Source organism: Methylobacterium currus, assembly GCF_003058325.1.
Lineage (GTDB): Bacteria > Pseudomonadota > Alphaproteobacteria > Rhizobiales > Beijerinckiaceae > Methylobacterium > Methylobacterium currus.
This window is the reverse complement of the sequence record NZ_CP028843.1, coordinates 5285788-5304021: the sequence shown is the minus strand read 5'-3', so window position 1 is coordinate 5304021 and position 18234 is coordinate 5285788. Positions and strand designations below refer to the sequence as shown.

At 64.7% G+C, this 18234-nt stretch carries 13 protein-coding genes and 2 pseudogenes; 11 read left to right on the top strand and 4 right to left on the bottom strand.

Going from position 1 to position 18234, the window contains the following annotated elements:
• Positions 1-294: 294 nt before the first annotated feature.
• Together DA075_RS24455 and DA075_RS24450 are read right to left on the bottom strand one after the other, a co-directional pair.
• The gene (locus DA075_RS24455; protein WP_164712476.1) at positions 295-2535 is read right to left on the bottom strand and encodes a glycosyltransferase; all 2241 of its coding nucleotides are present in this window, start codon (positions 2533-2535) and stop codon (positions 295-297) included.
• Positions 2536-3374: 839 nt separating this feature from the next.
• Entirely contained in the window at positions 3375-3719 is a 345-nt protein-coding gene (locus DA075_RS24450) for a hypothetical protein (RefSeq protein WP_099955431.1), read from the bottom strand.
• 333 nt (positions 3720-4052) lie between these two features.
• Here DA075_RS24450 and DA075_RS24445 point away from each other — a divergent pair, with 333 nt between their 5' ends.
• The 11 genes and pseudogenes from DA075_RS24445 to DA075_RS36090 all read left to right on the top strand — a co-directional run bounded on the left by DA075_RS24445 (position 4053) and on the right by DA075_RS36090 (position 16667).
• Complete coding sequence (locus tag DA075_RS24445) at positions 4053-6329, top strand: nucleotide-binding protein (protein WP_099955430.1); 2277 nt, start codon at positions 4053-4055, stop codon at positions 6327-6329.
• 92 nt (positions 6330-6421) lie between these two features.
• The gene (locus DA075_RS24440; RefSeq protein ID WP_099955429.1) at positions 6422-7450 is read left to right on the top strand and encodes a polysaccharide pyruvyl transferase family protein; all 1029 of its coding nucleotides are present in this window, start codon (positions 6422-6424) and stop codon (positions 7448-7450) included.
• Positions 7451-7893: 443 nt separating this feature from the next.
• Entirely contained in the window at positions 7894-8886 is a 993-nt protein-coding gene (locus tag DA075_RS24435; RefSeq protein ID WP_164712475.1) for a glycosyltransferase family 2 protein, read from the top strand.
• A 271-nt stretch (positions 8887-9157) separates the two neighbouring features.
• Positions 9158-9364: pseudogene (locus tag DA075_RS38415) on the top strand (hypothetical protein); the annotation flags it as partial.
• Positions 9365-9424: 60 nt separating this feature from the next.
• The gene (locus tag DA075_RS37185) at positions 9425-9853 is read left to right on the top strand and encodes an IS1/IS1595 family N-terminal zinc-binding domain-containing protein (RefSeq protein ID WP_083461089.1); all 429 of its coding nucleotides are present in this window, start codon (positions 9425-9427) and stop codon (positions 9851-9853) included.
• A complete protein-coding gene (locus tag DA075_RS37180) occupies positions 9805-10128 on the top strand; it encodes an IS1 family transposase (protein ID WP_053622179.1) in 324 nt (107 codons plus the stop codon). The genes DA075_RS37185 and DA075_RS37180 overlap by 49 nt, the downstream gene beginning before the upstream one ends.
• Before the next feature lie 43 nt (positions 10129-10171).
• Complete coding sequence (locus tag DA075_RS24420; RefSeq protein WP_123834413.1) at positions 10172-11467, top strand: hypothetical protein; 1296 nt, start codon at positions 10172-10174, stop codon at positions 11465-11467.
• 524 nt (positions 11468-11991) lie between these two features.
• Positions 11992-13215, top strand: coding sequence for a polysaccharide biosynthesis/export family protein (locus DA075_RS24415; protein ID WP_123834411.1), 1224 nt, complete (start codon positions 11992-11994; stop codon positions 13213-13215).
• 555 nt (positions 13216-13770) lie between these two features.
• Positions 13771-13989 (top strand): hypothetical protein, encoded by a 219-nt coding sequence (locus DA075_RS24410; protein WP_099955425.1) that lies wholly within the window; start codon positions 13771-13773, stop codon positions 13987-13989.
• Between the two features lie 1233 nt (positions 13990-15222).
• Positions 15223-16191, top strand: a complete 969-nt coding sequence (locus tag DA075_RS24405) for a glycoside hydrolase family 16 protein (RefSeq protein WP_099955424.1) — start codon at positions 15223-15225, stop codon at positions 16189-16191.
• 203 nt (positions 16192-16394) lie between these two features.
• Positions 16395-16667 (top strand): hypothetical protein, encoded by a 273-nt coding sequence (locus tag DA075_RS36090; RefSeq protein ID WP_123834409.1) that lies wholly within the window; start codon positions 16395-16397, stop codon positions 16665-16667.
• Between the two features lie 344 nt (positions 16668-17011).
• On the opposite strand, the pseudogene DA075_RS24400 reads toward DA075_RS36090, so the two are convergent.
• A pseudogene (locus tag DA075_RS24400) lies at positions 17012-17284 on the bottom strand (transposase); the annotation flags it as partial.
• A 100-nt stretch (positions 17285-17384) separates the two neighbouring features.
• Positions 17385-18008: a DsbA family oxidoreductase gene (locus tag DA075_RS24395; RefSeq protein ID WP_099956783.1), complete on the bottom strand. Its 624-nt coding sequence runs from the start codon at positions 18006-18008 to the stop codon at positions 17385-17387.
• Positions 18009-18234: the final 226 nt, after the last annotated feature.

Here is an 18234-nt window from a genome sequence, read left to right as displayed (position 1 = left end):
GGCCAGAGTTCGGCACTGTCAATCAGGCGCCGGCCGCGTCTTTCGTCGACTGCGATCACCGGCGCGAATGCGGGCGTCCCGCGCCGGCTTGGAATGCACCGTTCGACGCAGGCAACACCGGCCCTCGTCATAGGTGATCTAAAGAAAGTCCGTTGGTCGACCGCGCGCAGTCGACATACTCTCCCGCACCGCGGCGCTATCGCGGCGATGCGAAAGCGTTCGGCGCATCAGCGCCGCCACCCGTCCGGGCTTACCTTGCACCTTCGAACAAGTCCGTTCGAAGGCGCGGCGCTATCAGAGCGCGGCGAGCCGGACGGCTTGAGGCGGTGACGCGTCGTCCGGCGCGAGCGCCCGCACGATCGGGCCGTAGCAGGCCTCGCTCGAGAACGCCGCCCGAGCGGCGCCATGAGCGGCTGTGGCGAGGCGGGTGCGCGCAGCGTCGTCGGCAAGCAGGGTGACGACGGCCTCCGCGAAGCCGGCGGCGTCGTCATGGACCCTGACGCAGCCCGCCACCTCCCGCTCGACACCCTCGATTGTCGTGGACGTGGCGACGATGGCCTTGCCCCAGCTGAGCGCCTCGACGAGCTTGATCTTTAGCCCACTGCCGACGCGAAGCGGCGAGATGACGACCGCCGCCTCCCGATAGAGCGGGGCCAGATCCGGCACGACGCCGAGAAAGGACACGCCGGGAGGGGGGCCTTGAAGGTCCCGCGTGACCGAGCCGGCGACCTGAAGGACCGCTGTCGGGCAGCGCTGCCGCACGAGCGGCAGGATCTCGTCGCAGAACCATTGCAGGCCGTCACGGTTCGGTGCGGCGCTGCTGCCAACGAACAGGATGGAATCGCCGCGCCCCGGATGCGGTTCACGCACGACTGCCGCCATAGGGGCGACGATCACCGGCCGGGTCAGTCCCCCGGCGACGAGGTCGGCGGCTTCCTGAGCCTGGATCGCGATCACCGCGTCCGCCACGCTTAACCGTCCCGCCTCCTCGTCGAAGGCGAGATGGCTGATCGAGTCGTCCTGACCGATGCGCGCGAAACGCTGCTGCCGCGTCGACACGAGATCGTGCATCAGGACCAGGGTCCGGCCTTCCCTCCCCAGGAGGTAGGGTCGCGTCTCGGTAAGATAGGCGTAGTCGAACAGCACGTGATCCGAGAGGCCGGCGCCCTGCGCGGCGACGAAGAGCCGGTCGGCCCGGGTCAGGGGAGCGGCAACCGCGTAGGGTGCCCGGGCGGAGAGGAGGCGCCGCGTCACACGCAGTTTGAATAGAACGAGATCGAGGGCGCCCAGCACCATGCGCAGGAGGACGCGCGGATCCGTGGTGATGATGACGTTGCCGATCCGCGTTCCTCCCCTGACCTCGAACGACGCGAAGGCTTCGGCGGCCGCTCCGAGACGGATGAACGGCGTGCGCCCGAACGTCGTCGACGACGGTGACCGGAAGTGTGGGGTGAAGCCCTGCTGCTTGAGATAGGCGACGATGCTGAGGAGATAGGCCGAACTCCCGTTCGTCGCCCCCTCCAGCCGCTGGCGCGACAGCACCAGCAGGGGCCGCCCCGGTTCGATCGCGGCCGGCCGCCGCCGGCGTGGCACCAGCGACGCGAGCCGCCGCCGCACGATGCCCCCCAACAGCAGGGCCGACGACGGCGAGGCAGACAGCGTACGGATCGCCGCGCCCGGCGACCGCGCCTTGAGCGCTGCCACGAGCCGCTCATAGTACAGCGTCCGGCGCGCCGACGCCGCCCGCAGCCGTGACGCCAGATGGACCTGGTCGTTGCCAGGCGGGATCAGCGCCCGGAAGCGTTCCTCGGCCTCCTCGATGGCGACGCACTGCGCTTCGGTGATCCGGTGCGACACGGATGCGGAATGGCGGCGATAGAAGTAGGTGAGGTCGGGATAGATGCGCATCCGCGCCCCACCGACCAGCAAACGCGCGATTAGATCGCTATCCTCGCCGATGATCAGCCGCTCGTCGTAGCGGGCCTCGCCGAGAGCGGAGCGGCGCAGGACGGGCTTGCAGTAACCGAGCGCCGGCAAGTGACCGAAGATGACGTTCGACCGAATATAGGTCGCCGCGTCGATCCAATGGGGCGCCCTCGCCCAGCCGCCCCGGAAGAGCGGCCGGGCCGGCTCTCGGGCATCGTCGTCGAACAGAATCAGGTCGTCGGCAACGATGTCGGCGCCGTCCCGCTCCGCGTGGGCGACGAGGGTCTCGAGGCGGCGCGGATGGATGAGGTCGTCCGAGTCGACCACCGCGATCCAGTCGCCGCGGGCGACCGTCAAGGCTTGATTCCGGGCCGCCGCCGGCCCGCGATTGACCTGCGAGCGCAGCATCCGCAGGCGGCGGTCCCCGCGCGCCAGGTTCTCCGCGATCGCGATACTGTCGTCAGCGGATGCGTCGTCGGCGAGAATGATTTCCAGGTCGGACAGGGTCTGTGCCTGCACCGCCCGTATCGCCTCGGCCAAGTAGGGCCCACCATTGTAGTTGGCCATGATGACCGACACGAGCGGGCGTCGATCGGACTGGTCGGTCACACCTGAGCTCCACTCGGACTTCACGAATCTTCGCGGACGCCCGTGTAGCGCAAACTGATCCAGTGTGACCACCTCTCCTGTCCGGAAAATCATCACAGCGAAGGAGATGCTGATGGTCCGCATCGACTTGCTGTGCCGATTCATCCATCGTCACCACAGTCCTGTCGCATAGGCGCATGCGGAAGGCCGAGTTGTGCACGGGGTCGCCGAGCATGGGCTCGATTGTCACCGCCGCTCCCGATGGCGGATGCTGCTGACTCACCGACGCCGTTCGAGCGGAGTGGACCCGAGCCAGCCAATATCGGAGGAGACCCTGCTTGATAGACGCCCACAGAGTTGACGCGCTTCTCGCCATGCCGGGGCTCCGCTACGAGGTCCTGGCATGACGAAAGGGATAAGAACGCTGTTGGAGGAATTTGAACGGGATTTTAGACGTTCGGCGTGCGATTCAGGGCAATGCAAGCCGTATAATAATATTATATCTCACGGCGATGCAAGTTTAATATTGCATACTAGCTCGAATTAGATCTTAGTTCGACATTGAATATGTATTGATATCGACGATTATCTTCGCTTGATTTAACGTTAAGAGCGATCACGACGCGCAAGCCGGCGAACAGGCGCTAAAGATTGCTGGCCATCGGATCGCAATTGGGGGCTCGGAAGAGTCTCGTCGCACCGCCGGCTTTCGGAGGGAGAACCCCATCCTTCAAGTCATCCCGCCCCTGTTCCAGCTGTGACCAACCGCGCGCGCCCGCGGGACCTGCGGACATTCCTTTAGATCGGCGGAGCGGACCATGCCGCCGTCATCCGCGATCGGCCAACGCGAGGTCGCCGTCTCAAAGCCGATCGCGAGCGAGGGTCAGGTATCCGGGCTTTCCCGCTTGGGTGATCGTCAGCGTTCCGGCGCCGAGAAGGCCGATGAATCGATCGTGGCCGATATCGAAGACAACCATCCGTCCGTCGGTCGCGACGATCCACAGGCTCTCCCACTCGAACGGATGGGCTGGATTACGGTTCACCTGCATCGCGTCCTGGTCGATCGTCCACGTGGTTCCGGTCCCGAGCCACCGGCCCTCGAGAGCCTGCCGCAAGGACAAAGCGAGGGCGGGCGAGGAGAGTGCGGCGATGGCAACGCATCCGCCGACGACCGGCCCGAGCGCCGTGGGAAAGCGCCGGGTCATCTAACGCTTCTCCAGACAGGTCGCGCCGCCATCGTCGCTGAGTCGACTCGATCTCGGGACCGGCCTGCGCGATCAGGCTGTCGCAGGGATCGGGCGATCGAAACGCGCGCGGCATGCCATGCCACGCCGGAGCCTGACCTGATGTCCTCGCTGGCGACCGTCCGCCGCAAACAACATCCGCGCATCTATTTTTTCTCTTTCGAAGATGTCGCTTGCCGGAAACCATAGGAGCAGTGATTGTCAGGATGCGGCATTGCGGATCGATGGTCTCTCACGTATCTGTCCGACACTGTCACCGATGACATAGGGCGGTTGGCCCTGCCGGATAAGACGATGCTCCAAATCAAAGAGAACCCGCTCACCTTCGTGGGCGCGGAGCATGGCCCTGCCGAAGAGCCTTTTGCATGGGTTCCCTCGGTCATTGAGTTCATCGGTCGCGCAAGGCGCACGATTATCGTTTCGATGATGGTCTGCGTCGCACTCGCCATACTTTACTTGGTGCTGGTGACGCCTAAATTCGATGCCACTACGCAGGTTTTGATCGATCTCCGTCAGTCCGAGCTCTTCCGGCAGCAATCCTCGCCGACCGACTCCCAGGTCCTGAACTCTCTCGTTGAGAGCCAAGTCGAAATCCTTCGCTCGGACGCGACCGCCCTCGCGGCCGTGAATGCGCTCGGTGCCGCGACGGTGGAGGCCGAGCTGGCCCAAGAAGGCTCGATATTGAGCCCGGGAAACCTCATCGCGCTCCTGGTCAGTCCTGATGCGCCGAAGGACGCGCGACAAGTGCGACTCGCGCTGGCCGAGCGGTTGATGAAGATGACGACCGTGCGCCGTGTCGGGATCACCAACCTGATCGAGATCACGGTTCGCAGCACGTCGCCGGATCGCTCCGCACGTCTCGCCGACGCGCTCGCCGACGCGTTCATCGCCGGACAGCTCGAAGCGAAATACGAGACCACGCGCCGCGGCGGCATCTGGCTCCAGACTCGGCTTCAAGAGCTTCGCGAGCAGGCGACGGCCGCCGACCGGGCAGTCCAAAAGTTCAAGGCGGATCGGAACATCATCGACACCGACAAGGGACTGATGAGCGAGCGACAGGTCGGTGACCTCAACGCCAACCTCATCGTGGCCCAGTCCAAAACCGCTGAAGCGAAGGCGCGCTACGATCGCATCAACGACATCCTGAAGAGCGACGTCCGCGATGGCGCCGTCGCGGAGGTCGCCCAGAACCCCGTCATCGTCCGCCTGCGGCAGCAATACCTCGATACCGCGAAGCGCGAGGCCGACATCGCGTCGAAATACGGCAGCAGCCACATCGCGGCGGTCAACGCACGTGCCGAAATGGCCGAGATCGAACGCTCGCTGCGGGGCGAACTCACCCGCATCGCCGAGATCTACAAGAGCGACTACGAGGTGGCGCGCGCCGGAGAGACGGCGCTCAAGCGTCAACTCGACCGTCTCATTGCGGAAGCGGGCACCAACAACCAAGCGCGCGTCGAGCTGCGCTCGCTGGAAAGCTCGTCTCAGACCTACCGTGCGCTCTACGAGAACTTTCTCCAGAAATACACGCAGGCCGTTCAGGATCAATCCTTCCCGATCTCCGAAGCGCGCGTGGTCGCCGCAGCACAGCCGCCCTTGCGCAAGTCGGCCCCGAAATCGACCTTGATTCTGCTCGCGGCTATTGTGGCGAGCCTCGCGGTCGGAATGGTCCTGTCTTTCATCGGCGAACTGATCCGCCGCGGCGTCCGGAGCGTGACCGCCGTGGAGCAGGTGACGGGACTGCCTTGCATCGCCGTGATCCCGACCGTGGGTCAGCGCCGCACGCGATGGCAGCGGCTTGCCGACCTCGTCGGCGTGACGAACGTCAAGCCCGCGCGCGCCGTAATGCGGGACAGCGTGGCCAGGCCCCATGCGGCCACGGCCGACGAGATGCACCGGATCAAGTTCACGCTTGACCGACGTGTCCTCAAGGACGGGGCCTGTTCGGTCATCGGCATCGTGTCGGCGATCTCCGGCGAGGGCAAAACCACTCTTGCGTCGAATCTTGCGCACTACCTGGCCCGAAGTGGCCGGCGCGCGTTGCTGCTCGACTGGGACCTGCGCCATCCCCTCCTGTCCCGCAGCCTGGTTCCTGAGGCGGAGGTCGGATTGATCGAGGCGCTCTCCAAAGCGACCACGTCAGGGCTGCAGGCGCTGGAGGCAGGGGGAGGCCACTTGCACATCCTTCCGACCGTCGTCACTGGTCACGTGGAGCATACCGCGGAGCTTCTTACCGGCGGCGTCAACCAGCAATTGATGGCGGTCTTCCGGAAACAGTACGACGTCATCATCGTCGATCTTCCGCCGATGGCCGACTTTATCGATACGCGAGCTGCCGACAACATGATCGATGCTTATCTCCTGGTCGTGCGATACGACTACGCCGATCGGAACGTCATCCGTGACTGCCTGGCGCAAGACAAGTTCGATGCCAAGCGCGCGATCGGTGCTGTTCTGAACAGGGTGAGTCGGCGCCAGCACGAGATGAGAGCGAGCCGCATCTCGCGTTATCTGCCCTGGCGGGATAGCTACTCGTCGCGATATGCGATCGGCGGCGACACGGGCGCGTGATCGCGCCGTTCGCGAACGAAACATGGCCGAACGGTTGTCGAAGGCAGCTGTCGTTCCGGTTCACGACGCCGCGCCGCCCGACCTGACGCTTCGTGGACACCTCCCTTTCTCCTGCCCGGCTGCGAGGTCTCGTGCGGCTTGCGTACTACGTCACCGACGTGCCGAATTTCGGCGACGATCTCAATGCGATCGTGTGGCCGTCTCGTCTCGACGGCATCCTCGACGAGCGGCCCGACGAGGCGTTCGTTGGCATCGGTACGATCATCGGGCGTCCCGAGGTCCGGGCCAATCGGCTTCACGTCTTCTCGAGCGGGGCCGGGAACGACCGGCTCTCCAACTGGGACGGGTGCAAGGTCGTTTACTGGTGCGTGCGGGGACCGTTGACCGCTCGCCTGCTCGGCCTCGATCCCGATGCAGCCCTGGCCGACGGTGCGGTGCTCGCGCCGTTGTCCCCAGCGCTGCCACGCGAGCGGCTCGTGGGCGATCGCATCGTCATCATCCCGCACTGGGAAACGTTAGATTATCCAGGCTGGGACGAGGTGGCGCGTCTTACGGGCTTCGACCTTGTCGATCCGAGGGAGAACCCGGTCTCCGTGATCACCCGGATCGCCAGCGCGAAAGCCGTCCTGACAGAGTCGATGCACGGGGCGATCCTGGCGGATATCTACGGTGTGCCCTGGGCTGGCTTTGCCACGACCGCCAACATATTGCCTGCGAAGTGGCTCGACTGGGCTTTGTCGTGCGGGCGCGCGCTCGACCTCATGGCCGTGCCACCGCCCAGTGCCGCACCTGTTTTCGATCGGGGGCGTCCGCCGGCCGCTTTCGGGCAGCGTTTCGCCGTCGATCTCGAGCATGCCCTCGCGTTTCTACGCGCTCGAACGATCGATCAGCCGCGTGCACCGACGCTGTGGCAGCGGGGTAAGTCAGTTGCGAAGAAGAGTGCACTGGCCCGCGCCTATATTACCAGCTCGGGCATCCTCTCCATGTCGTCGGAGCGGACAGCCGACGCCCTCGCGCAGCTCACCTCCCGGTTGGAAACTCCGACGGATCCGGCGGTCATCTTGCGTCAGCAGGAACGGATGTTGGAGCGGCTCGACACGTTCCGGCGGGCGGTGAGGTGAGGGAACCTGGTCCTGTGTCCACGGCGCCACTCGAGCCTGCGCTGCAGATTCGGGATCATCTCCGCGCTAGGGTCGCCCATCCACGATCACGCCTCGCACATGGCCGGCGCCCGAAGGCGCGAGAGAATCGTTAGATTGCCGCCGCTGCGAGCATCACCGAGCCGCCCTCATAATCGTACGGCCACTGCATGCGGCACTACGGGAACCGGGATTCTGATACGGAGGGGACGTCGTGGCCGGGTCGGATGGGCTGGACCTGACCACCGGTCGTCCGCCTAAATCCAGTTCGACTTGAAAAACCACTAGCAACGGCGTCTTCGAAAGCCGAACTGAAAATATTTATCAGCTAAGCTGTGGTCTATTCGAGTTAAAAATCGGTAAAAACCTTGACGACCGCAGCCCGAATGCGTAAATCGATTCTTATGCATTCAGAGGACTATCCGATGAGCGACGGAACGCGCGGCGTATTGATTGCCGTCCCTGTGCTTAATGAGGAATATCATTTAAGAAAGTGCATCCAATCGTTGCTAGACCAAGATTTTGAGGGCGATACCAAAATCGTCGTCATTGATGGCGGCAGCACCGATCGCACTCGCGAGATTGCGCATAGTCTGTCACGACAAAGCGACAGAATTTATTACATCGATAATCCGGGACGTATCCAATCGAAGGCAATCAATCTGGCTGCGCGATCGAATCTTCCCGGTGATATTCTGGTCAGGGCTGACGCTCATGCCGATTACGGCCGCGACTTCGTGCGGAACTGTGTCTCGATCCTTGTGCAGGGCAAGGCCGAAACGGTCGTCGTTCCGATGCGCACCGTCGGCCGCCGACCGTTCCAGCGTGCGGTCGCGGCCGCACAGAATAGCTTACTCGGCAATGGCGGCGCGGCGCATCGACGGAACGCGACCTCCCGCTTCGTCGATCATGGTCATCATGCAGCGTTTCGGCGGGAGTTCTTTCTGGCGCTCGGCGGCTATGACGAGACGTTCACCCATAACGAAGATGCGGAATTCGATCTACGCGCCCGTGCCGCCGGAGGCCGGGTTTGGCTGTGCGCCGAAGCAGTGATCACTTATTACCCGCGGGCAAAAATAGGCAGCCTTTCTCGCCAATACTTCAACTACGGGCGTGGTCGGGCTCGTAACATGCTCATGCACCGATCCATTCCGAAGCTGCGTCAGGTTGCGCCGCTTTTCATTACGCTGACGTCGCTGGTCTGCATCGTCGGAGCCTTACTATACCCGCCGTCGATCGTATTGCCGCTGGCCTATGGGGCGGTCTACTGCTTGTGGTCGTTCGCTGCTACGCTACGGACCAGGGATCCCGCCGTTCTAGCGATGGGAGTCGCTGCCGCGGCCATGCATATCAGCTGGTCGGCGGGTTTCCTCAAGACGGCCGCGGACGTGCTGCTGGCCCGACATACCCCCGCGTGATTGACTGCTCCGCATCCGGTCACGGCGTCGTTCCGGTATCCGGCCGCGACGCTGGACCGTAGAGATCACCTCACCCTCGTTGCCCGTGAACGGCTTCAAGTTGTAGAAGAAAGTTTACGAAAGCTTCGGATCATAGCATCTCAAACCAGGTCGATTCCTTCTCAGGCCGATTGCCGGTGGGCTCGTCACGGTGTGAATAATTAGCCGGTCAACGAACAAAACATGACGATCCGCGCGTAGCCAGCGGCGGCACCGCACTTGCGGTCGCCTGATGTGCGGGCGTGGACACGAGGGCGACACAGTGCAGGTATCGGATACGAATGACATCGGAGCGGCCCTGAGCCGTTGCCGAACCGCCTTCATCGGTGTCGCCGCTCTCAGCGGCTTGGTGAACGTGCTCTATCTGACGGGCTCGTTCTTCATGCTCGAGGTCTACGATCGGGTGATTCCGAGCCGGTCGGTGCCGACGCTCCGAGGGTTTTAGGGCTGCATAGATGACCTATCTTCCTCGCCGAGCGCATTCGGCGGGAGGTGGGTCATGGGTCTGCAGTGCAAGCGTTGTGGCAGTGAGGAGCACGTCAAAAATGGGCTGATGCGCTCCAAGCAGCGGTATCGGTGCAAGGCCTGTGGCCTGAACTTCACCGACACGCCCGCCCGCGGCAAGCCGCTGGCCATGAAGGCCACCGCGGTCCTGCTGTATGTCAGCGGCTTGTCGATGAACCGCACCGCCAAGCTGCTCGGTGTCTCGACACCGACGATCCAGGCTTGGCTGGAGCAGTTCGCCGCCGCCTACGCGCACAAGCCCGAGCCGGAAGGCCGGGCGGTGGTGATCGAGCTTGATGAGATGTGGCACTATGTGAAAAAAAGTCCGAGCCGCTCTGGATCTGGAAAGCTTGGGATCGTGCTTCAGGGCAGTTGGTGGACTGGGAATGCGGCGGTCGTGACAAGGCCACCTGCGAGCGCCTGATCCAACGGCTGCAGCGCTGGCGCACCCGGCTCTACTGCACGGACGCCTACGCTGCCTACACCGCGCTGTTGCCGATCGGGCAGCACTATACGGGCAAGGACGAGACCCACAGCATCGAGCGGGACAACGCCCGGCAGCGGCATTGGCTCGCCCGCTTTCGACGCCGCTCAATCGTGGTCTCGAAAGCCAAGCGCATGGTGGACGTCAGCCTCGCCCTCTTCGCCCGTTTCGCCGGAAACTGCAGGATCAGCGACCTGCTCTCTATGCTAACCTAAAACCCTCGGGGCGAAAATCGGCCTCTACGACGGCAAGACCTTGGTGGCGACGGTCACGGCCGATGCCGTCACGGGCACCTTCTCGGTTCCCGTGAGCAAGCTCGACGCGGGGATCCACGTCCTCACCGCGCAGATCGGCGACACGGTCGTGGGCAACAGCCTGACGGTCGCGGTCGGCACGGCCGCCGACATCGTCGCGAAGCTGCCGGTGCTGCAGGCGAGCACCGGCCTGAGCGGGATCTATCTCACCGACACCCATGTCCTGCAGGTCGACTCGGCCTCGGCGATGCGGTCGCTCCTGGCCAGCAACGGCGACGCCCTCGCAGCCATCCAGGGCGGCTTCTCGTTCGCCGTCACGAAGGTCTCCGGAGGGACCACGACCGTCGCGAGCTACACCGCCGGCGGCTCGCTCGTCGACACCACCGCCTCGACCATGACCGGCAGCGTTCTCGCCTCCAAGACGATCACCAAGCCCGACGGCTCCAGCGCCGCCTACGTCTACAAGGACGGTGTGGTCACCAGCGAGACCCAGATCCATGCCGACAAGACCAAGGATGTCTACCTGACCGGCATCACTGGAACCACCTACGTCAGCGAGCATGACGCGTACGACTCGACGAATACCTTGATCTCGTCCGTCCGCACCCACGCGGATGGCACGACGGATTACAAGTTCAACTTCAACACCGCGACAGGGGAAAAGGTGACCGAAACCTACACCGCAGCCGGCGATCTGGCGGTGCGGACGATGGTCACGACGACCAAGGACACGATTCAGCTGAAATACGATGGTGGAGTCATTTCTTCCGAGTATACGTATTATGCGGCCGGCTCGGACGATATCGCTGCACTCAAGACCTATACCAATGGCACACTGACGCGCATGAATGTCCGCCATGCCGACCAGTCGAGTGACACGTTCGTTTACAACATCAGCGGGAAGGCCAACATCGCGCAGCACGATGCCCTCGACGCTTCCGGGAAAGTGAAGTTCATCGATCTCACCATGCAGGATGGGTCGCACCAGATCACGGCGAGCCAAGCCCACCAGACCTTGGTCTCGACCACCCATGCGGCGGACACGTTCAAGGGCCTCGGCGGCGACACGTTCGTCTTCCACAAGGATTTCGGTGTGGATCAGATCCTCGGGTTCCATAGTGGCAGCGGCATGGGCCACGACGTCATCCAGATCGACAAGTCGATGGCCGTTGACAAGGCTCACCTATCGATCACCTCGGTCGGCGTTGATACGCTCATCCACGTGACAGACGTCGACTCCATCCTTCTCAAGAGCGTCGCTGCGGCAAGCCTGACCAAGGACAACTTCCTGTTCTTGTAATCACGCAGGTCGTGATCACCATGCCCGTCGGCGCGAAGGTGCCGGCGGGCATGGTGCGTTGTGCGGGCTGGGTGACGGTTCCGTACACCGTGGCCTGCTGTCGAGCCATCCGGCACGCGGCCTGTCCAGTCCGTCACGAAGGCCGAGTGCCGGCGGCGGCCAGGCAGCCGCATCGTGATGGAGCGGCGGCACTGAACGTTCGGGGAGAACAGGTCAGCAACGTCTACGCCGCGGACTTCGAACGGCTGGACCGTCCCGGATGCGGCTGGTGCTGACGAAAGGCGTCGCCCGTGGCCTCGGCGGTGCAACGGCTCCCGACAGGACCGGAGGTGGCAATCGGTCTTGGGTAAGTGAGCCACACGGACTGTCGATCAACAAATATTGCCATAATCCTGAGGACAGAGAAGAGGGTCTGCTGTACGAGTTGCGGCGCGCCGCACCGTAGTCCTGGCCGGTCGCACGCGATCGCAAGAGTGTCGGAGAGCGAACGCTCCGCAGCAGCGGTCGAATCGGAGAAGTAATTCGTGCCGTCGAAACGCGTCAAACCAGTTTTGCCAGTCCGGCGAGTTCCGTTCGCGGCGGCAATTGCCGCAACGCTCGCTGCCTGCAACGTCGTGTCGCGCGACGGTCCGAACGGTAACGAGATCCGCAGCGGCGCAACAGCGATCCTGACCCAGCCCGGCCAAGCGGTCGCTTTCGTCATGCTCGATCTAAATCCTGCCGTGGTGCAGGCGGCAAACTCCCGGACCCGTGGCCTCGGCCCGCTCTTCGGCCGGATCCGCAGCGGTGCGGCCAGCGGTCAGGGCTCCGTGGGCGTCGGCGATATCGTGACCATCACGATTTTCGAAGCCACGTCGGGCGGCCTGTTCATCCCGCCGGAGGGTGCGGCGACCCGGGGCGGCAACTTTGTCCCGATCCCGCCGCAACAGGTCGAAGCGAGCGGGTTCATCACGGTTCCGTTCGCCGGCGCCGTGCGGGCGGCAGGCCGCACGCCGCAGCAGATTGCCAAGGACATCGCGCAACGTCTGTCACAACGCGCCGTCGAGCCGCAGGTCGTCGTCTCCCTCGCCGATCGCCGGTCCGGCAGCGTCAGCGTCCTGGGCGACGTCAGCGCGCCGACGCGCCTGATGATCGATCCGGGCGGCCTGCGGATGCTCGAGGCGATCGCACGGGCCGGCGGACCGCGCAGCGCACCCTACGAAACAATCGTCACCCTCAAGCGGGGCGATCAGACCACTCAGGCTCTCCTCAGCGCCATCGTCAAGCGCCCCGACCAGAATCCGTACCTCGCCCCGGGCGATACGGTCTTCGTCTCGAAGGAGCCGCGCTACTACATCGCTCTCGGATCCACCCCGACCCCGGGCTCGATCGGCGGCACAAACAATCGCCGGTTCTCCTTCGACAACGAGTCGATGACCTTGGCCGAGGCAGCCGCCAAGGCCGGGGGCCTGGAGCCGAACAGGGCCGATCCCGGCGCCGTCTTCCTCTACCGGATGGAATCACGGCAGGTCCTAGAGCAACTGGGGGTCGACGTCTCGGGCTATACCGGCCTCGAAGTGCCGACGATCTATTCCAGCAATCTAGGGCGCGGCGACGGCTTCTTCATCGCCAACGACTTTACGATCCGCAACGGCGATATCATCTACGTCGCAGAGGCGCCGAGTGTCGGCCTGCAACGGTTCACCGGCATGCTCTCGGGCTTGACCGGCAACGCGACGGCCATCGCGACGACCCGCGCAGCCTATTAGAGGGGAGGGGGGACGCCGCCGCCTCGCGACGGTTGGAGCGGTCCAGGCCCCGTCGGGGTCTGGCGGGGGCTCTCCGCACATGCCTGGCCCGGCGCCGCCCTGCCGCAGCGGGACGCGGCGCGGGCGTCGGACGGCACGTCTAACGTTTCGGACAAGGGTCTCTCACCGAAGCCGGCGGGCAGGGATCTTCGTGCGCGACCGGACGATACGGTCGCCGCGCGAGGCTCCGCTTTGTCCCCCCGCACGTGTCAAGGGTCGAGCCGCAAGCGGCGGTGTCGACGCCCGAGTCGTATCCGCCGCGGCCGGCGGACGTTAGATCAGCCCCGCGCATGCCAGCCCAAGCCCCGGGTTTGGGGGAGCGCTGCGCTGACCGGCCTGCCGCCTGGCCCGGCGTGACGCGTGCGGGGAGGGCCGCGCACGCTCGGCAGCGTCATCCGCACGGACCCGGACGGCCGGTCGTCGCACCGATCGTTAACATCTTATTGAGCAATTGGAGCTGCATAGTACCGGAGCCAACCGCGCTTGCCTGATGCCCTGCATTGGAGAGAGTGTCTCGTGCTCATCATCGTCTTTGCCGCTCTGGGTTTCGGATCCATCGCGGGCGCTGCCGCGCTCTGCGCGTCCGGTCCGGTCGCGGCCGGCGTGGCGGCGATGCTCGGTGGCAGCCTTGCCGGGCTCGTGGCAGGTCTGTGCCTGATGCGAGAGACTTCCGAGCAGGGAACCCGTGCCGACGGTGTTCCTGCAAAGACCGTCGCGGCCTCCCGGGCTGCGTGAGCGCCCGCGGCGCGGGATCGCTCCACGCGCCATGCGTCGCGGCGACGATCCAGCACCCGTTCCCGCAATGCGTCCCAAAGTGAGCCGGCTCCCGGCGAGTGCGCCTTTGCAAACGCACGTGAGCCGGAGCATGGTCATAGCGAGGGCGACCATGGCGAGGTCAGGCGGACGCGGCTGATCCTTGCGCTCCGGGAGGGCCGGGTCGACCCGTTGCTGCTCGAGCTGGCGGCGGGCGGGTGGGCCGGACTTACGGCAAGCCGTTGAGTCCCTCGCTTTCATCCTCCGCAGGCCGGCCGGTGCAGGGCTTCTGCGCAGGCAGCCGCGGAGCGATCTGGTCCGGCCGCGCGTCCAGCTGTCGAAGCGTCCCATGCTGCCGGCATCGACGCCCACCCCGCCCCTTTGAACACTTCGCAGAGACGCCCCGCAGGACGACCCCGCGCCTCGCCACGCGCGGTGCGGTATCCGATCGCGTTGTCCCGGGTCTAGCCTCGTCTTGATACAGTTTCGTCTTGATTCGATATTTAATACAATGTTAATGATTCCCATAATGCGACAGGTGCTCAAATGTGTTCTGATTTCGATCCGCTTTGGTACGATCGTGAAACGGCCGACGAGGAGCCGGGCCCGATCTTAAGATTGATGGCGAATCTCCTGGTGGTGGTCATGACGACGGCGGCGTGCACATCGAAGCTGCGCACGCGCCTGCTCAGCCGGGCATGAGCCGAGGGCGGTGCCCTCTGCGCCGACGGTCGTTCGTCACGCATATCGGATGTGATTGCCCATGAAGCGGCACAACGGCGCGGCCTGATCGCGGTCGAGGCGGCGTCTTGCCTTGGCTCCATCGTCTGCGACGAGTGAGAGGCCCCTGGTCCAATAATACCCTTGCGCCTTGGCATCGACACGTCGATGCCAAGGCGTCCGGCGCATCAGCGCCGACGCCCGTTCGGGCTTAGCCAGCGCCTTCGAACGGGTCCGTTCGAAGGCGCGGCGGTATAACGCGCAAGTCCCACGGTCGGGAGGCGGGATTGGCGCCTCACCTGCTTCACAGGCCGAAGCACGACTGTTCCGGACCCGCGAGGCCCGGCCTTCGGTCCGCAGGATCCGCCATCGAGGGCGGCGCGGGTAGCGCGAGGAACCGTCTCGGGCAGTAAGTAGCAAACATCTGCTCCGCTTCAGAACTACGGCGGACAAGCAGTAGCTTGCAAATTCTCTCATGAAAGGGTGCGGCGGATCATGGTAAACTCCCCTCGTGATGGGTTGAATGCGATCGGGCAATACCATGAGGTTGGTGGTTGGGGCCGTGCGGTTGCGCTGCCGTTCCGCGCCGCATTCATCGGCTTCGTCACATTGATGAGCGGGACGACGGCGTCCGGCACGCCGTTGCCGCGCAGCATCGATCCTGCCGGCTTCGGGAAGCCGACCTTTGAGGAGACGTGGCAGAAGCTCGATGCCGGAACCGATCAGGTCAGGCCGTCCGTGCCGCATCGATGGCGCACGGTCCTTGGGCACGGCTCCGCGACATCCGTCTTCAACCGCAAGGGATCGGATGCGAGCCAGTACGTCGACAAGGACTTTCCCGGTGTCGAGAATGGCAAGCTGGGCAGCACGCCGCTGGGGCTGGACCCCTTCGAGCTGACGCCCGGCTCCCACGTGACGATTAAGGGCATGCCGGCGCCCGCGGATCTGAAGCCGAAGCTGTTCGGCGCTTCGTATGTCGGGGGCGTCCTCACGACGCGCTTCAGCTTCTCGCAACTGTTCGGCTACTTCGAGATTTCGGCCAGGCTTCCGACCGGCAAGGGCATCTGGCCGGCGTGGTGGCTGATGCCGATCTCCGGACAGTGGCCGCAAAACGGCGAGCTCGATATTCTCGAGGGGCTCGGAGCCTCGAACGAGATCTACTGTTCCGTGCATTCCTCGGCGTTGCCCGGCAAGCAGCTGTCGCAGAAGGTCACGCTCCCGTTCGACGTCTCGTCCGGCTGGCACCGCTACGGCGTCGCGTGGTCGGCCGACGAGATCGTCTGGTACGTCGATCGCCAGGAGGTCCATCGCGTGGCGACGCCCGCCGATATGAAGCAGGTACCGATGTACCTGTTGCTCAACGTCGCGGTCGGCGGGTCATGGGGCGGCTATCCGGATGCCTCGACGCGATTTCCGGCGCGGTTCGACATCCAGCGTGTGACCGTCTGGAAATTACCGGGTTGACGACGCCACAGGAGATGCCCCCGGCCTGATCGGCATCGACGCCTTCCTCCGTAGAAACTGCCGAATCGTTTTCCTGGTCTGTTGATTGTGAGTATAGTGGCCATCGCAGGCCCACAAGCGTCGAGCGTTTCATGAATCGTCAACGGCGAAGAGCAGTATCCTGACCAGAGCCGGTTTTCTGCCGGGCTGCGAAGGAGGTCGCGATGAATCACCGCGTGAGGCACAGCGATGGGGGGAGCATCGCTGGCGCGCCGCTCTGGGCAACCAACATTGCCGGATTGGCTGTGCGCGTCGTAGGATTTCAGTTGATAGCGGCTCTGTCTATTGGCTGCTGCCTTGCCTACGTCGTGCGCTCTCAGCCGGTCGCTGCGGATGCAGGTCTTAGCGATCTGTCATTGCGTCTGACCACCTTTTCGGACGAGACTTCTGTCTTGCCGACCTCGATCAAGGACGGATTCAGCCTGCGCCCGCGTTGAATGCCGGGGCCACGGACGCGGGGCGGGTGCGGCGGCGATTGCTCCTGCGGGCCTCTATTGGTGCCTTGCAGCCGGTCGCCACACTGCAGTCGGACTCGACCGGGCTTTGTCACAATGCAAGGCGCCAGACACAACGGACTCGCGACGCGACCAAGTCCTTGGACCAGCGAAACCGTGCTGCCGTCGCGTCGGACCGTTCCGCCCGGACCCTCGCCACAGCCGCAGATGGTGCTTGCTGCGCCGCGGCCGGCGCGAGAGCCTCGGGTCCCGCCAATCGTGCTCCTGCATCAGCGAAGGAGTTGGCGCACTCGTCGGGCGTCATCGTGTCAACGCGCCGACCGATCCTTGAAGTCAGTCTCCTCCGACATCGCCACGAAGAGGCGCCACCATACCTCTTTCCGGCTCCAGCAGCTGAAGCGGCGAAACGCGCTGTTTCACGCGCCAAACACGACGGGCAGGTCGCGCACCGGCGCGCCGGTGCGCACGATCCAGAGGACGCCCTCCACGAACAGGCGGCCGTCGCGCCCGGTCGGACCGCGCTGGCCTGGCCGGCCGATGAGGGAGGCTATGCGTTCCCATCGAGCGTCGCTGCGAACGAGGTGGTTCAGGAGGCCGATGGTTACCCTCCCACAGCGGCCTTGAGGCACTCCTCATGGAACCGGAAACATCCAAGAGGCCACAGGTTCTGATGCCTTCACGAGGCCCTGTGGCAGCATCTCATGCCGCGCTCAGGGCCGCGAGCCACTGCTCGGTCGTCTGCGCTCCCGAGACCGCCCACTTGCGATCGACGATGAAGAACGGGACACCCGCGATCCGCATCTCGGCGGCCTGCTGCTCGACGGCCTCGACGAGCTGTCTCAGCTGTTCGTTGCCGAGCGCATCGTCGACGATCTCGCGCTCAAGCCCTGCTGCGACGCCGATCTGACGCAGAACGTCAGGATCGCCGACATCCCGGCCTTCCTCGAAGTAAGCGCGGAACAAGGCATCCACGGCCTGGTCGGCCCGGCCGTGCCGCGTCGCGGCCGCGATCAGCATGTGGGCGCGCCGCGTGCTCGGCGTGCGCGTCATCCGCTCGAACGCGAAGCCGATGCCCTCCTGCCGCCCGAGCTCGGCCATCTGCGCGTCGAGCTGCGCGCTGCGCTCCGCCCCGAACTTGCGGGCGCGGTAGTGCGCGCGCTCGATGCCGCCGGCGGGCATGTCGGGGTTCAGCTCGAACGGCAGCCACTCGATCGTGGTGCTCTCGCGCTGGCCAAGCTGGTCGAGGGCGCGTTCGAGCCGGCGCTTGCCGACGTAGCACCACGGGCAGATCACGTCGGAGAACACGGAGATGGTCAGCGGCATGGCGCGCTCCTGGTTGCGCATGGCATCGCGCATCGCGATCCCGCGCGCCAGTCCTGCTCGGTGACGGTGTGAGCCTGCATAGGATGAGCCGGGATCGTCACGGGGCGGTCCCGGAGGATCGGGTGCTGCATGTCGCGGCCGTGGAAGTGGCCCGCCGGTGGGCGTCCCGACGCGGTGCAACGTCGTCTCCGCACCGTTGCGCCCCGACCACCGGAGATCCGCCCCT